Origin of the sequence: Bradymonas sediminis, from assembly GCF_003258315.1 — a bacterium.
GTDB lineage: Bacteria > Myxococcota_A > Bradymonadia > Bradymonadales > Bradymonadaceae > Bradymonas > Bradymonas sediminis.
In genome coordinates, this window is the sequence record NZ_CP030032.1 from 1906310 (window position 1) to 1922640 (window position 16331).

Annotated in this window: 12 protein-coding genes; 6 read left to right on the forward strand and 6 right to left on the reverse strand. The window is 61.0% G+C overall.

Going from position 1 to position 16331, the window contains the following annotated elements:
- Positions 1-10 precede the first annotated feature (10 nt).
- Positions 11-694 carry a glutathione S-transferase family protein gene (locus tag DN745_RS07140; protein WP_111333370.1) on the reverse strand — a complete coding sequence of 228 codons (684 nt, stop codon included), beginning with the start codon at positions 692-694 and terminating at the stop codon, positions 11-13.
- A gap of 202 nt (positions 695-896) precedes the next feature.
- On the opposite strand from DN745_RS07140, the gene DN745_RS07145 reads away from it, so the two are divergent.
- A complete protein-coding gene (locus DN745_RS07145; protein ID WP_162687523.1) occupies positions 897-2519 on the forward strand; it encodes a serine/threonine protein kinase in 1623 nt (540 codons plus the stop codon).
- A 43-nt stretch (positions 2520-2562) separates the two neighbouring features.
- Positions 2563-4122, forward strand: coding sequence for a serine/threonine protein kinase (locus DN745_RS07150; protein WP_133622076.1), 1560 nt, complete (start codon positions 2563-2565; stop codon positions 4120-4122).
- 38 nt (positions 4123-4160) lie between these two features.
- On the opposite strand, the gene DN745_RS07155 is transcribed toward DN745_RS07150, so the two are convergent.
- The 5 genes from DN745_RS07155 to DN745_RS07175 are packed head-to-tail and all read right to left on the reverse strand — an operon-like array spanning position 4161 to position 11181.
- Complete coding sequence (locus DN745_RS07155) at positions 4161-4673, reverse strand: DUF1285 domain-containing protein (protein WP_111333375.1); 513 nt, start codon at positions 4671-4673, stop codon at positions 4161-4163.
- A 2-nt stretch (positions 4674-4675) separates the two neighbouring features.
- Positions 4676-5497, reverse strand: coding sequence for a DUF1444 domain-containing protein (locus DN745_RS07160; protein WP_111333377.1), 822 nt, complete (start codon positions 5495-5497; stop codon positions 4676-4678).
- Between the two features lie 54 nt (positions 5498-5551).
- The gene (locus DN745_RS07165; RefSeq protein WP_111333378.1) at positions 5552-6478 is read right to left on the reverse strand and encodes a DUF1444 domain-containing protein; all 927 of its coding nucleotides are present in this window, start codon (positions 6476-6478) and stop codon (positions 5552-5554) included.
- Position 6479: 1 nt separating this feature from the next.
- Complete coding sequence (locus DN745_RS07170) at positions 6480-7406, reverse strand: metallophosphoesterase family protein (RefSeq protein ID WP_111333380.1); 927 nt, start codon at positions 7404-7406, stop codon at positions 6480-6482.
- A 7-nt stretch (positions 7407-7413) separates the two neighbouring features.
- Positions 7414-11181: a CARDB domain-containing protein gene (locus DN745_RS07175; protein ID WP_111333382.1), complete on the reverse strand. Its 3768-nt coding sequence runs from the start codon at positions 11179-11181 to the stop codon at positions 7414-7416.
- Positions 11182-11885: 704 nt separating this feature from the next.
- Here DN745_RS07175 and DN745_RS07180 point away from each other — a divergent pair.
- The 4 genes from DN745_RS07180 (at position 11886) to rimI (ending at position 16241) form a co-directional block, all read left to right on the forward strand.
- The gene (locus DN745_RS07180; RefSeq protein ID WP_162687524.1) at positions 11886-12734 is read left to right on the forward strand and encodes a hypothetical protein; all 849 of its coding nucleotides are present in this window, start codon (positions 11886-11888) and stop codon (positions 12732-12734) included.
- Positions 12735-12936: 202 nt separating this feature from the next.
- Positions 12937-14874, forward strand: coding sequence for an AMP-dependent synthetase/ligase (locus DN745_RS07185; protein WP_111333385.1), 1938 nt, complete (start codon positions 12937-12939; stop codon positions 14872-14874).
- A 252-nt stretch (positions 14875-15126) separates the two neighbouring features.
- Positions 15127-15720 carry a ribosome biogenesis GTP-binding protein YihA/YsxC gene (gene yihA, locus DN745_RS07190; protein WP_111333387.1) on the forward strand — a complete coding sequence of 198 codons (594 nt, stop codon included), beginning with the start codon at positions 15127-15129 and terminating at the stop codon, positions 15718-15720.
- Positions 15717-16241 carry a ribosomal protein S18-alanine N-acetyltransferase gene (rimI, locus tag DN745_RS07195; protein WP_111333389.1) on the forward strand — a complete coding sequence of 175 codons (525 nt, stop codon included), beginning with the start codon at positions 15717-15719 and terminating at the stop codon, positions 16239-16241. The genes yihA and rimI overlap by 4 nt, the downstream gene beginning before the upstream one ends.
- Positions 16242-16331: the final 90 nt, after the last annotated feature.

Genomic DNA, 16331 nt, shown 5'->3' on the forward strand with positions numbered 1-16331 from the left:
GGGGCGCCGCTCAGGTGAACGCCGACAGGTCGAGCGCGCCTCCGCGCGCCTCGGCGCGCTCATAAGCCGGGCGCGCCTGGAGTCGTCGCAACAGCGCGCGGGCACGGCTGGTCTTGGCCGCGGACGCCTCGCCGGCCACCGCCCCGTGCAGCACAAAGCTCATCTGGATGTCGGCTGCGCTGAAGGCGTCGCCGGCAAAATAGGCGCGCTCGGCGAGCTCTTCTTCCCAGAAGGCGAGGTGTCGCCGGAGCTGCGGGTTGATAAATTGCGTCTTCGCGGCGCTCGCAACGGCCGCCAGCAGCGGGCGCGCCAGCCAGGGGCCCTGGGCCGGGAGCTGGTCAAACACCATCCTGAGCATCAGCGCGGGCATCGCGGAGCCCTCGGCGTAGTGCATCCAATAGCGGTACCTTAAGAATTCGGGGGTGTCGGGCGCCGGGCGCAGTTGGGTCGGGGCGTCCTGGCCGAAGGTGTCGACCAGGTATTCGAGGATCGCCCCGGACTCCGCGATGGTATGTCCGGCATGGGTGATCACCGGGGATTTACCCAGCGGGTGGACATCGCGCAGGGATTTGGGGGCGAGCATCGTCTGCGGGTCGCGCTCGTAGGTCTTAATCTGGTACTCCACGCCGAGCTCTTCGAGCAGCCAGAGGACACGGTGAGAGCGCGAATTATTGAGGTGGTGAACAGTCAGCATCAGCAGATCCCAGGGAAATAAATTGTGATCGCGAAAACAACCAACGCCCAAGTCTCTAGCGGTCTGATCGTTGGCAAAACGATACTATATATGTCGCGCCAGGTTGGGTATCGTGGCCGAAGTTAGAACACATGGAGCTGTCGTCAAGCGCGGGGTTGTCCATTGGGCGACGTTTTCCGGTGCGTTCGCTAAGGAGGTAATAGTGCAACAGTCAAGAGAAGCGCGCGCTGAGCGTCAGCCGCTTGCGGGCGGCGAGGAGCCCGAGGACACCGGAGTGCTCGAGGTTCTAAACGAGCGCTTCGCGTTGTTGCGCGAGATCGGCCAGGGGAGCCAGGGCCAGGCGTATGTCGCGCGCGACTTGAGCACCGACGCGCAGGTGCTCGTCAAAGAGTTGCGCATGAAGCAGGTCCAGGCGTGGAAAGCCGTCGAGCTTTTTGACCGCGAAGGGGCGGTGCTAAAGGGCATCTCACACGAGGCCATCCCTAACTTTATCGACGGCTTTCATCTTGAGGGCGTCGGCGATGGCGTGCGGTTTTTTCTCGTCCAGGAGTTTATCGAGGGCGAAGACCTGCAGCAGCTAATCGACGCCGGCTTGACCGTGGATGAGTCAGGCGCGCGCGCCTTCTTGCGCGAGATGCTCAGCGTCCTAAATTTTTTGCACACTCGCCCGACCCCGGTCATTCACCGCGATATTAAGCCCGCCAATATCATGCGCCGACAGGACGCGCGCCTGGCGCTGATCGACTTCGGCGCGGTGCAGTCCACCCTGGCGGACTCGAGCGCGAAGACGGTGGTCGGCACCAGCGGGTTTATGCCCATGGAGCAATTGATGGGACGGGCGGTGCCGGCAAGCGACCTGTACGCGCTGGCGGCCACGACGGTGCATCTGCTCAGCCGGCGCCACCCCGCCGAGCTTCCCATGGTCGATTTGGAGCTGCAATTTCGAGACTATATCAATGTCTCCGACCGCTTCGAAAAGATCCTCGCGAAGATGCTCGCCGCGCACGTGGAGGACCGGTTTCAGTCCGCCCGTGAGGTCATCGATTTGCTGGACGCGGCGCCTGAATTGGCCGATGCCAGGGCACCCACGCGAGCCGGCGCCGCGGGTAGCCAGCTGGCCCGCAGCGTCGACTTTCAGCGACCCAACGAGGGCGACACGGAGTTTTTTGAGGCGTGGGCTGCATCGGCCGCACCAGAGACGCTTATACCGCAGGGAATATGGGGTTTATCACCCAATCGCGCAAAAGGAGAGGAAGGGGTCTTTCAACTGCCCGAGTGGGTCGAGAAACCGCGTCGATTTCGCAGTCAATGGGAGGCGCGCGAAGATGGGTTTCGGCTCGTCACGCCGATGGAGAAGTGGTGGAAGTTTGTGTTGGTTATGATGCTACTGAGCGCCTTCTCGGGGTTTGGTGTTCTGGTAGCCAGAGGTTTTGTAGCGGCCGAATTGACCGCCTTTAGGCTTATCGCGAGCGTGATCATGGGCGGCGGCTTCTGGCTGTTTTTCCCACTTGTTTTGAAATCCTATACCCTCCGCACGGTGCTCGAATTAAAAGACGGGCATTTGTCTATCCTGACAAAAGATTGCTTTACGGCGCGTAACCGCAGGAGCATCGACGTCGCGCCCGCGACGCGCGTTGAGTGCCGGGCGGTGCGAAATGAAGGAGGGCAAATACGGCATCGTCTGGTGGTCGCAGGGCCGCCAGGCAGGCAAACCGACTGGCAAATTGGCGAGCATATCCCGCAGGCTGAGCAGCTCTATCTGTGCAAAGAGATGAACCGTTATATAAAGGCGCACGCGCCCCTAAAATTCGTCGGTGAAGCATGAGGGCGAGGCTGCGGGGCAGGTCGAAACCGAACGAGACATTAAGATGGCTGAAATCATAAATGACCGCTTTGAGGTGATTCGCATCTTGGGTGAAGGCGGTCAGGCGCGCGCGACTCTTGCCCGTGATCTGCGCGACGGCAAGGAGGTCGTCGTCAAAGAATTACATTTGGCTCGGGCGGCGGATTGGAAGTCGCTGGAGCTCTTTGAGCGCGAGAGCTCGGTGCTGCGAAACCTCGACCACCCGGCCATACCCAGCTACGTCGACGGTTTTCACCAGGAGGACGGCGCTCGGGTCTTTCTGGTTCAAGAGTATGTCAGTGGGGACAGCCTCAACGCCCTGGTCGAGCGCGAAGGGTTATTCGACGACGACAAATTGCGTGACTTTCTGGCGCAGATGCTCGACATATTGGCCTATTTGCAGCGCTTCAGCCCGCCGGTGGTTCATCGAGATATTAAGCCGTCGAATATCCTGCGCGACGCGCTGGGCAAATATCATCTGGTTGATTTTGGGGCGGTACAGCTGATCGTGTCGGACGAGATTGGCGGGTCGACCATCGTCGGCACCAGTGGGTTTATGCCGCCTGAGCAGCTCATTGGGCAGGCAAACCCGGCCAGCGATATCTATGCGCTCGGGGCAACTTGCGTGCAATTGGCCTGCGGCATGGAGCCGGGGGATCTGCCGATGGAGCGGATGAAGCTGCAATTTCGCGATATTGTCGGGCTCTCGGACTTCTTATGCGACCTGCTTGAGCGGATGCTTGAGCCGCATATCAGCGCGCGCTTTGGCGACGCCGCGGCGGTCATCACCGCGCTTCGGATGGGGAAGATGGACCCGCCCGCGGCCGACCCGCGTCGCGGGGCTTCGGCGCCGGCGAGCAGTGTTTTGGCCCATGAAATGGCCTCCCTTGTGCCGGTGCGTCAGGCGATCGGAAAAGCTCCCGTGAGTTCGCCAAAAAGCACGATATACCTGGGGGATGATGGGACGTTGAGCATTGAGACCGTGTCCACTCACCGCGTCCCCTATCTTCTCTGCGCCGCCGCATTTGGCGCGGGCTTGCTGCTGGTATTCGTGTCGATGAGCGGCGGTCCCGAGAGCGTGTGTTGCATCGGACTGCCGCTGTTGGCGTGGAGCGTCGGTTTTTTGGGGTATCGCGTTATCAAGAGCTATCGACAATATGTTGACCGACTCGAGGTGTCCCCGGCGGGGATTTCGCTGGAATCAGGCCACCGGATTGGGGCGGCGGCGCCGCTGCTTGTCACCGGGCAGGTCGCGTTTTCGCTGCCGGAGCTGCGCAATTGTTATCTGCATATCTATCAACCCGCCGGGCGTGCGCGTGCGTCGCAGCAGCAGCGTACCGGGGGCCGCAAACGCTCGGGGATCTGTTTTGTGGACCACGGCGGGCGCGAGCACGCCTTCGAGTTGGATGGGGTGCTGACGCGCGGGGTGCGCCGATCGAGGGCACAAGAGCGGCTGGCGGCTGAGTCCGAGGCGCGCTGGCTCTTCCAGGTGACGCAGGCTCATTTGGAGGCGCTCACTTCGCCGGGCGCCGGGGATTCGGCGCAAGTCGCCCCGCGCACGGTGCCCGATGAGATCGGCGCGTGAGCACGAGGCGGTCGATGTCTTGTCGGCCCGGCGCGGTCTCAGAGAAGTCGAATCTCCTGACCATCCACTTCGGCCCAGATCGCGTCGCCGCGCTCCACGAAACACTCCGAAATGGCATAATACGCCGGCTTCTTAAAACGCGCCCGAAACTCGCCGCCTTTGACGGTGCAATAGAGGCGGCCTTCGGGCTCGTAGCGCAGCGTGCTCAGGTCGAAGTCCTCGCGGGTTTCGTCCGACAGGTAGACCTGCGCGGGGGTCACGCTCAGGTCTACCTGTTCGACGAAGAAGCCGGTGTCTTCGACGCGAATGGGATAGGTATAGGGCGGAACTTCGAGCACCCAGGTGCCGCCGGCGGTGCGTGAGACGCTGCGGTTAAAGAGCGCGATGATCTTCTGGTTCTCGAAGGGGTCGCCCTGGTGGGTCCAGCGGCCGCGGGCGTTGAGGAAGATATCCTCGAGCTGGTAGCCCTTGCGCAGGAATCCCTTGACGACTTCGGGGAGCGTCTCGTCGATCTCGATGGGCGAGTTTTCGGGGGTTTCTTTGGCGGTCATGGTCAGTCGCCTTCGGTCGAGTTGAGCTCGGAGTCGAGGATCGGCTGGCCGCGCTCGAAGGTATAAACCGCGCGCGAGAGCGGGTAGTCCGCGGCCTCAAATTGGACGTCGGTCGCGGCGCGCAGCGCGGCGATTTGCTCGGGCGCGTTGCCCTTTACATAGAGCAGGGCGTCCTGCGACGGCATCGTAAACCTGAAGCTATCCTTGAAGTCGCCAAAGAAGAGGTCGACCACGACGATGCTTCGGATGGCGTCGTATTCGTCGCCGACGTGGATAACCTCAACGCCGTCGAATCCCTCAACGGGTTTTGGCGAGGCGTCGCGCGAGCGGTGATAGAGCATGCTGCGTGCGGCAGCGGTGACGCGCGAGGCGGTCGCCGGCCACTGGTCGAATTGGGCCTGAGTGAGAACACGTCGACCGATATTAAGCTCAAAGAAATAGGCGACGATAAGGTCCCCCTCGAAGTCGAGGGTCCACGGCGCGCCGCCAGCGGCCTCGGCGCCCAGGCGGAAGGTGAAGACCTCGACGTTGGGAAATAGCGTCCCCGCAGCTTCTTCGTAGGTCCAATCCTTTGCCTTGCTGCGCTTGGGTTCAAGTAAAACATTATGAACGCCGCTGGCAAAGCCCTGCATCAGACGCTCGTGCTCGGCCTGGGGCGCGCATTCGAGCACCGGCCACAGCGCGCTCGGGTTGATATTGGCCTCGGCGGCGGTCAGGCTTCGGCCGAAGCGCACATGCAACTGCTCCCCGTCGCGGGTCACGGTTCCCCGGCGCGCCGCGAGGATATCTTCGAGTCGATCCAACCAAATATTGATATCTGACATATATTTTGCGTCCTGATGAAGACGAATCTTAAGGAGTGTCCGCGGGCGAAAGCATCAGCCCATATTACTTGAATAAATATGCACGCCTGCGGGCGCCTGCACAGCCTTAACGCCATCCTTATAGGACGGCAAGTCGTGCAAAAGCGGCGCCGCCAGCGCTGCGTTCAGCGCCGGGTTGGGGCCGGCGAATGCGGTCTTTGGGGTCATATCAAAGACTGTCGTGCTGAGCGGGTAGGGCGCGTCGCGATACATTTGCGCGGCGAGCGCGTCGACTTTTTGGCGCAGCGCCGGCGCGCCTTCGCATTCCCGGGGCCGCCCGATAATCATCGTATCGCGTGAGGGAATGGCAAAACATCCGCCCTCGCGCGCGGCGTCGTAGTCGAAGTCGGGGAGCAGCAGCGCGCGGGTGGCGCCCAGTCCTTCGCTGCTAGTGAAGACCCGGATAAGCCCCTCCGGCTCGGTGATTTTTTGCACGGGCTTTCGCTTAAATGAATCGTAAAAAAGCGCGTGTCGCCCGTCCTTCGCGATCTTCTCGGCGCTGATTGGCATCTGACCGATATCGCCCAGGCTCAACGCGTGGACAACCTTGCCGCTCTCATAGAGGTAGGCGAGTTTAAGCGAATCGAACAGCCAATCGGAGGTAAAAAGGGGCGCGCCGCTGAGCGCCTCAAACCAGGACATCGTCACGGTGTTGACCAGGCGGGGCAGGCGTCCGCCGTAGAGGGCCTCTGCGCCCTGGCGCTCCTCGGCCGGGTCGAAGTCATGATTCTGATGGTCGATGGCCAGCCGAATCCCAAAAAACACCCCCCAGGCGAGGTGGCGCCCGAGCGGGGTCGAGGGGTCGAGGTGCGCCGCGATGTCGGCCGCCACGTCGACCGCGCATCCGTGGCGGCGAAGGGACAACGTCGACGCCTCGTCGGTCCCGGCGCAGTCGAGGCCCAGGCGCGACGCCAACTGGGGCAAGCTAAATTCAGATCCCACGTCAGATTTTCTCCTCGAAGACCCGCTCTCGCCATTTCGTGAAGCCGGCATCGTTGCTCTCAAAAAGATGCGTCTCGATGCTCTTTAAGCGCCCGTCTTCGATATCGTAGACGTTGAATTTACCGCCGAAATACGGGTTCGAATAACTCCCGACCGACGTGCTGCCGGCCTCGCAAATGCGAAGGGTGCCGCTGCCGCGAAGGTGCGGAATCTCGATGGTCGAGAAGTGATGATTATGCCCGTGAATCGCCAGGTCGACGTCGTGGCGACGCAGGGTCTCGAGCACCTCGCTGGCGTTGATAAGTCGGCGGGTAAACTCGACCTTGCTATGCTCAAACGGCAGCAGGTGATGGTGAATCATCACCACCTTAAAGCGGTCGCGCACCTTCGGGTCGTCGAGCATCGCGGCCAGGGTCTTGAGCTGCTCTTCCTCGACCCGACCGGTCGCGAAGAACCATGGCGTCGGGATGGCCGAGTTCATGCCGATAATCGCCACATCATCGCCACGCAGGTGGCAATAGGGATAGGCCGAGTCATTGCGATAGCCGGGCAGGTCGGTCTGAATATAGGGCGCGAAATAATGCTCGAAGCGCTGCTCGCGCGCCGCCGCATGGGTATAATAATCGTGATTCCCGGGGATTACGCTGACGCGTTGCGCGGCGTCGGGGATGCTCGAGAGAATGCGCGCCGACTCGTAAAACTCCGAGTCCAGGGCGAGGTTAGAAAGGTCGCCGGTGATGGCAATATGGTCGACGTTGCAGTGGTTTTGCAGGCGATCCAACGCGCGAACGACCACAGAACTCGAGTGGCTTTTGGAGCGTTTCAGAAGCAAATTCGTCCCGCCCACGATGCGCTTATTGAGATAATGCCAGGGGCGGGGATGCTCGATTTTGAGGACGTGCAGGTCCGAGAGATGTCCGAGTTTCATAAATATATCAATTGGTGGACAGGGTAATGGGAATGAATGTCTGGTTATTGGCCGGGTTCATATCGGTCTGGGCGATAGTGCTCACCACGATATGCAGATACCCCGTTCCGTCCCACAGGCCGCCGACCGGCAGGTCGAAACGCGTGGTGACCGCGCGGCTGACGCCGGCGCCGAAGTCCTGGGTGAGGCTGACCGACGTGAGTTCGATATCGGCGCCGCTATCGTGTGCGCTATTCTGGCCCAGATAGACCTTATAGGAGGGCGCGTCGGCGGTCTGATTGCCGAGGTTGGCCAGGGTGAAGCCGAGGCGAACCTCATCGCCCGGGCCGTAGCTGCCAGGGCCAATCATCGAGTTGGACGCGGCGAGGTCAACCCCACCAAGCGCGCCCAGCCCGTCGGCTTCGAGGCGGTAGGTTGCTCGCCGCTGGGTTCCGTCGATGGTCACCTGCAGATAATAGGTGCCGGCCGCGGGAGCCTCGAAATCCGCGATCTCGGCCACCGGTGAGCCTGGCGCCGTCTCGTGGTTGCGCCCGGCGCTACCGTTGGGATGATAGAGTTGGATGCGCAGCGTCCCAGCCTGTGCTCCCGGGTCTAAGATGCCGCGCAAGGAGACCTTCTGTTCGCGCTGCAGGTCGACATAATAATAGTCGGTGTCGCCCTGGGGGCAGCGGTCGAGCGTGGTGCTGTGGTTGAGCGCGGCGAGCAGGCTGGAGGCGCTGTCGAGCGAATCATTGGATTCGAAGACCGCGTCGCATTGCAGCGAAGGGTCGACGTCCTGCACCGCCACGGTCATCGTATAGTTGGTCTGTAAAACCTGCTCGGTGGTGAGCAATGCCACCTTGGCGAAATAGCATTGCGACCCGTTTACATAATCCACGGAGACCTGCTCGAAGTCGGTGTTAATGGTCGCGGAGTTATCGATCTCGCGGAAGGTCTGGTCGAAGAGGCTCAGGTCGATATCACCCTGGCTCTCGTCGAACTCGACGCGCACCGACATCTTTTTTCCGTTTTGGACACAGATTTTATAATAATCCGGGGCCGCGGTGCAGGAGACCAGGTTGCTATAAGAACCCGGGGTCACCGTCGTCGCCTCGCCGAAGGAATTATTGGGCTCAAGCGGGTCGTAGCACTGGGTTTCGATGGTGATTTGCTTGGACGCAACCTGGTTATTGCCGGGGTTGGAATCGGCCAGGTCAAGGTCGACGCCGAGATAATAGGTGCCGTTATCAATGGAGGTCGGGATGGTGACCTCGGCCTCGATATTTTGGCTCGAACCGGCGGCAACCTGAGGAATCGTCAGGGTCGCCGGGCTCAACGCGATATCGTCGCCGTCGCCGATGATGGGGTTCGGGCTGATGACGAGCTTCGCGTTAAAGTCGGCGGGCGTAGCGTCTTCGCCGAGGTTATAGACGCGAAAGGAGATGCCGAGTTGGGAGCCGATAGAGAACGTGTCGCGCGTCGGCACACGCAGGTCGCGCGGGAGCACGTCGTAGCCGGCAGCAGGGCTAATGACCTCGACGTCGAGGTCATAGAGATTCTGAGTCGTCGAGGTCGCGCCGCACACCGACACGATATAGTCGCCGCCGCTGGGGACGAGGAAGGTCGCGACTTCCTGGTAATCATCGTTGGCGTTCGCGTCGAGCTCGTTGAGGCCGTTTGTGTCGAAGAGCCTCGTCTGAAGTTTGCCGCGCGCCGCGTCGAAGGTGGTCTTCACGAAGAGGCTGTCGCCGGGCGTCAGGTTGACGCCGTAGAAGTCACATCGCTCCGGCTGGCAGAGAGCCTGGGAAGATACGCCGGGGCTGAGCGGATGGGCGTTGACGGAGTCGTCGTTGCCGCGACCGTCGGGAACGCATGCGCAATATTCACCGCTGACGTTGAGGCGTCCGGCGCCGCTGGCACGGTTGTTGGACTCATTGGACTCGGGCAGGGTGTTATCGCTGTCGACCTCGATGGCGTAAAAATAGTGCGGCGAAAAGTCGACGCATTCGGCCTCGGTCTCGATGACAATGTCCTCGCACTCGCCCGGGTTAATACTCGGGATATCGAACTCGAGCAGGGCGTCGGGGCTATAGTCGGGGGTGCCAGAAGTGCTTCGCCACAATTTGCCGCGGGTATGCCCGGTCGCGTTCGAGCCGCCGGCGCAGATTGTGGCGACGAGCCCGACCGTATCGCCCGAGGCGGCCGATTGCGGCACCGTCAGGGTGTCGGCGTAGAGGTCGACGTCGGCCTCATCGGTGATCCGGATAGGGGTGTCGAAGATCGCCTGGTTATTGCTTCGATAGGCGTCTGAGAGCGCGCCTTGCGGGTCACAAACCACGTAAAAATAATAGTTGCCCGGGTCCAGGAGCCCGGGGACGATGATATCCCGGTCGATAAGCTCCTCGGCGCCCGCCGCAAGGTTGCTGATATTGATATTGGTCAGGCGCGGGTCGGCGTTGGTATTTACCGCCGCCTGCTCGGAGGTGTAGATGCCGCAGAAGAACGAGCCCGCCGCCAGCGTGCCCTCGTTTTTCACGCGCATCGAGACGTTCAACGTGCCGTCCAAATAGGTGCTGTCCGGGGTGACCGCGAAGTCGCTGACCGCGATATCGATGCCTTCGCTGCGCTCGTCCGAGACAAGCGTCGGCGTTTGAGATGCGCCGATATTATTGGCGAGGTTGACCTCTGGGGAGTCGCCCTGGATGGCGACCTCGACCAGGAGATAGACCTCGATCTCTTCGCCGCTCGGGGGGACAATCGCGTCGTCGAGCACCAATGTTTTCAGGTTAAAGAGCTTCTCGGAGGCAGCGGCGACCGAAAAAGTCCCGCTTTCCTCGATCAGCTGGTCTTCGCCCGGCTCAAGGGTGGTGTTGCCAACCGAGAGCCATACCTTGGCGACGACATCGAAGGCGTCGATATTGCCGGCGTTGGTGACGGTGAAGGTGCGGCTGAGTTGACTGAGGGTCGGGAAGGCGCGGCTCGGGGTCATGGCGATATCGCGAACGCCAAGGTCCGGGACCAGTGATGCAGTGTTCTCGACGCGAATCGGGCCCCCGGAGACGGCCCGATTATTCGCGGCGTCGAGGTCGGAGAATTGCCCCTCTGGGTTCGCCCAGACCACGACATGGTAGTTGCCGGTGAGCGCGTCCTGGGGAATCTGGACCTTGAACCCGGGCGCCACGCTTGCGCCGGCGTCGATCACGGGGGCTTCGCTATTCTCGGCGCTGACGGTGGTCTGGCCCAGATGAATCAAATCATCGGTGTCAGCCGCATTCACATTTGCGCTCGCCGAAAGATAGGCGTCTACCTTAAAGGGCGACTCGACCGCGCCGGCCAAGACGTTTTTGGCGATAAATGAGATGCTCAGCTCACCGCCCACCTGCACATTGGCGGGCGCGCCGCGCACGTCGCTCAGGGCCAGGTCAATGGGCTCGAGGACCTTGAGTTGGGTCGAGTCGGAGGCGACCTCGCGCTCGGCGGTCATCGCCAATACCTCGACGGTATAGATCCCCGAAGACGCGTAGGTGTGGCTCACGCTCGCCGTTGACGCGCTGCCCGAGGCGCTCGCCCCATCGCCAAACCGCACGACCCACGACAGTTCGTCGGCCGAGGTGCCGTCGCCAGGCAAGACCTCGAAGTTGATGTCGGTGCTCACGCCCGGGTACGAAGTCTCGGGCTGAATCGATACGATCTTTATGCTGGCCGACTTCGACGCGCCGTCGTCTTCGCCGCAGCCGACAAAGAGCAGAGCCAACATCAGCAAACACGCCAGTCTATATACCCGTAAAATCGCCATAAATGGTCTCGGTTCTCGGTCCGTCCGAATTCGCCCTGAACGGTGATTGCGCTGCTTCGGGATAGCTGAGATAAATCGCCGACATGACACGCACCATTAAATGCGTGGAAATACCGGGCAATTGTTGAGTTGGGATAGTTACGAATGCGACTCACGAATGCAAGCCGGGCCGCTGAAATCCCGGTGGCGCGACCGATGGAGGCGGCGTCGATGAACGCTTGACGCCTTCGCGCGTGCTGGGATAGTTTGTAGTGGACATTCTTGGTAGAAACAACCACGATTCGTGAGCTTCACGAACGTCTCAATGCACCAATTTTGGTGTGACCAAATGGCTTCAGGAGGATTTGTTGTCACAGGGTACAAATAAGCCGGATCTCTCTGATTTAAAGGCACGTTTGGGTTTGAAAAAGCCGAGCGCTGCGAAACCAACACAAGGATCGCAAGATTCGGCACAGGCTGTCGTTGATCGCGCCGCGCCTGCCGGTGCGCCGCGCGCGGCAGCACCTCCGGGAGGCGCTCCTGCGGGGCCGCCGACCAGTGGGCCTGCTTTCGGTGGACCGGCTGGTCCGCCCACCGGCGCGGCTCCCACGCGACCGCCAGCCGCAGCCGCCCCCGCGGCGAGCCGGCCACCGGCCGCGGCGGCGCCGGCTCCCCGGCCTGCGCCCCAGAAGAGCGCGCCGGCCGCCGAACCGGCGAAGCCGCGCGTGCCTCAGGCGAATATTCAGCTCGACGACGAGGACCTCAAAGCCGCCGGTAACGCGACGTTTTCGCCGATGGTGATGGGTCTTTTGGGCGCCGTTCTTTTGGTCGGCGTTGGCTTCGGTTGGGCCGCGTCGACCTCCCTTGCCAATAGCGAAATCTACAATACGCAGACCGCCGACGGCGCGCGTATTCATGGAGCGCTGGAGCCCAAGGTCGCCGAGTTCCAGAAGGCCAAGGGCATGGTCGCGAAATTGTCGGCCACCGAGCCGGACTTCGAGAGCGCGAAGGCGCTCGCGGCGCTGGACTTCACCGCCGATGGCAACCTGATGGGCGGCGGTCGCCTGCTCTTAGGCTCCAAGCTTATCTCCGATTTGACCGGTTATAGCGTCGACGCGGCCATGCTCACCGAGCTGCTCGCCGACCACGATAATATGACCAATAACGTCGACAAGCAGGAGCTTGAGGCGATTAGTCAGAATAACGAATTGCTCGATAAGGACCGCTTCGCGGTGCTCTTCGACTTCAATTATCTGGCCAAGAACAACACCAGCGACACCTACTCCCCGCGCCCCGGCCGCCTCGTCAACGTCTTGTCGATGGAGAAGGACGAAGAGGGCAAGGTTGAGGTCAGCTATCTCAACAGCAGCAAGACCTCGAAGACGCTCCTGCAGGGACTCGTCCCGCTGGAGAAGGGTGAACTGCTCAAGAGCGACGGCCCGAACGCGCTGCAGCGTTATCAGAAACGCGTTGACCGCATTAAGAAGATGTCCGACCGCCTCGATAATCGCGTGAATCCTCTGATGTCGAGCTTGAAGACATTGGGCGAGCGCGACAAAGCCGGACTCTTTTGATTTGGCTTTCGGATGAATGAGCGCGCATGACGCGCAAAGTATAAGGAACCCACGCCGCTTTTGCGGCGTGGGTTTTTGCGTTCTCGGGCGCTTTATTTGCGGGCAATGGTTGAATCGTGGGCGCCCGGATCTACATTTTGCGCATCATAATTTTTGAGGGCATCTGCCCGGGTGAAGTGCAATCTTCGAAGCGGGATTGAGAATGAAGCACACGATCGTGGATATTTTCAACCGGCGGGTCAACGCTTTCGGCCCACGGCCGGCGCTCGCCTGTCGCCAGGGCGAAGGGTGGGCTGAGGTGTCGTGGAGGGAGTGGTGGGAGCGGGCCGAGTGCGTCGCCGCGGGACTTATGGCCCGAGGGCTCGAGCGCGGTGAGCGGGTTTGCATCCTCGCGGACACCCGGGTCGAGTGGGCCTGGTTGGAGCTGGGGATCATGATGGCGGGCGGCGTCTCGGTGCCGATCTATCCGACGAGCACCGCTGATGCATGCGCGCAGGTTCTTAAGGAAGTTGGCGCGCGATTCGTGGTCGTGGGGGACGCAACGCAACTCATGAAGCTCGTCGAGATTCCCCGGGAGTTGGGCGCGGTCGACGACATCGTCTGTATCGAAGCGGGCGAATTCGCTGACTTGAATGACGCGCTGCCCGAGCGCCTGACTTGTGGTGATTTCGAGGCCCTTTTGGCCCAGGGGCGACGGTATCTGAGCGCACACCCGGGCCGCGTGGCGGTGAGGCGGCGCCAGGTCGCGCCGGGCGACCCGGCGATGGTGATCTATACCAGCGGGAGTCTGGGCGAGGCGCGCGGCGTTGTGCATCGCCACGAGGGTTTGGTCGCCGAGATTCAGGCCTGGTCGGCGCTGAAGTTGTTGGGGAGCGCAGACCGGCAATTGCTCTTTTTGCCCATGGCTCAACTCTTCAGCCAGATTCTATTCTTTGGCGCCCTTGATGCCGGCGCCCAGACCTTCTTTGGCCACGGACTCGCCCATATCATTTCGGATATGCGCGCGTGTAAGCCGACGTTTATCGGCGGCGTGCCGCGCATCTTCGAGGCGATTTATGCGCGGGTGGTAAACCCGGAGCAGCGCTCGATCGGCGTGCGTCCGGGTCGCTTTCGAATGAAGGGCGGTGGTGGCCTGGAGTTCGACGGACCGCTCTTTGAGTGGGTGCTAAAGCGCGGCGTTCAATTGAGCCGCATTCGCCAGCAGTCGCGCCCGTTTACCCGGCTCCAGAAGATCGAAGCGTGGACCTATAAGCGGCTCTTTCTTGAGCAGGTGAAGTCGCTGTTTGGCGGCGAGATTCGCTTTGCTTTTTGTATCGGCGCGCCACTTCGCGTCGAGGTCGCCGAGTTCTTTCATGCTGCAGGAGTGCATATTCTGGAGGGCTACGGGTTATGCGAGGCGGCGGGTATCTCGGCGGTTAACCTACCCCAGGAGTATCGATTTGGCAGCGTCGGAAAGCCGCTGCCCGATGTGGAGATCACCATCGCCGAAGACGGCGAGGTGCTCGTGCGCGGGGCGATGTTGACGCGCGGCGATGATGTCTCAAGTGGAAGGCAAACACAGGAACCGCCTGCACACGAGACAGGCGCTCGCGTGGCCAAACGCTGGCTCTATACCGGTGATCTGGGCGAGTTTGACGGCGATGGCTTCCTCTATATCCGCGGACGAAAGAAGCATCTTATCCGGACAACCCCGTCGGGCTCGGCGGAGCCGGGCGACCGTGAGCGGTCCCAGGCGCGCGTCGTATTTCCGGAGATGATCGAAGAGCGCCTGGTTCAGACGCGTCTGATCTCACACGCGGTGGTCTACGGCGGCGACCTGGAGGAGCAGACGCCCCTTCGCGCGTTGGTCACCCTTCACGAGGGGGCCAAAACATGGGCGATTCAAAAGGGGATTCCCTTCGACGATCACTCCCACCTCGCCACATCGCCCGAGATTCAGAAGGAGGTTGATCGCATCGTCTGCGAGGTGAACGAGACTCTGCCCGAATACGCGCGTATCGCGAGCTTCAAGATATTGGCCCGCCCGTTTAGCCTGGCCGCGCGGGAGCTAACGGTCAGCGGAAAATTGCGTCGCGATATTGTGCTTGCGCAACATTGCGAGTGGCGTCGCCCCGAGAGCACTCAGCAGGCAACACGCTGAGGGATTCCCGCGATGCGCGGCCTCGTGGCGTTGCAAGCCCTCGGGCGCAGGAGGCTTGCGTTTCACGCTTATTTGGCGCAGAGACCCTAATTGCAAGGTTGCATCAATTGCGCTTATTATCCCGGCGTTCGCAGATGCCTTCGGTTTTCTGTCGGAGCCACATGCGCGTTTTCCCGACGCAATACCCCATCGAATCCGCGCGCTCGTTCTTTTTCTACCTCGCCGATTCTCGCGAAAAACCAACACGTTATTATGAAAGTTAAAAAAGCTGAATTCATCAAGAGCGCGACCAAAGCCTCTCAGTTTCCGCCCGCTGACCGTCCCGAAGTTGCCTTCGCGGGGCGCAGTAATGTTGGCAAGTCCAGCCTTATTAACACTCTGGTCAATCGCAAAGACCTGGTGAAGGTGAGTGGACGCCCGGGGCGCACTCAATTGCTCAACTTCTTTAACGTCAACGACGTGCTGAACTTTGTTGACCTGCCGGGTTACGGCTTCGCGAAGGTTCCGCTCGAAGTCAAACGCCAGTGGCAGCCGATGATCGAGGGGTATTTGGCGAATCGGCCGAACCTGATCGCGATGGTGTGCATCATGGATTTTCGCCGAGGTGTGCAGGACGACGACCTGGCGCTGATCCACGCCGCGCCGCATTTTAAGGTGCAGCCCATCCTCGTTTTCACCAAGGCCGACAAGCTCAAGAAGCAGGAGACGGTGCGAAAGCGCGCCGAGCTCGCCAAGCAATTTGGCGTCAAAGCCGAAGAAATCTTGCTCTTCTCGAGCCTGAAGAAGACCGGCATCCCGGAGCTGTGGCAGCGCATCGAAGAGTTGACGGGATTGACCGAGCAATGAGCTGGCAGATCGGACCGAAACTTGGGATTCGTGCGCAGGCCGACGCCCCGGCGTTCGTGCGCGCGCGCAAAGCCACGACCTCGGATATCGACGCCATCTTGCAGATCGAAGAGGCCGCGCATCCGACCGCCTGGCCGCGAAAAATTTTCGAGGGTGAACTCGAGCTCGATTGCTCATCGGTCTGGGTCTTTGAGCGCGCGACGCCCGCTGGAGACGAGCAGGGGGCGCGCGAGATTGTCGGCTTTTTGGTCTATTGGCTGATCCACGACGAGGTTCATATCCTCAACGTCGCGGTAGCTCCTCGCGCGCGTCGCCAGGGCATCGCCTCGGCGGTAATCGGCGAGTTAATCCGGGTTTCGCACCAGAATCTGGCCAGTTTCGTGACCCTTGAGGTGCGAATCAATAACCAGGCGGCTATTTCGCTTTACGAATCACTAGGTTTTGTGATTATAGGCCAGCGTCCGGGCTATTACGCCGACACCGGCGAAGATGCGCTTATAATGAGTCATCTGCTGGGTTGAGTGTTTAAATCGTATAAAAAATTTGTGTTTATCGATCAGACTGCGTAGTAGTCACAACGAATTTTGAATTCATCTCTTCGCGATTTCAAC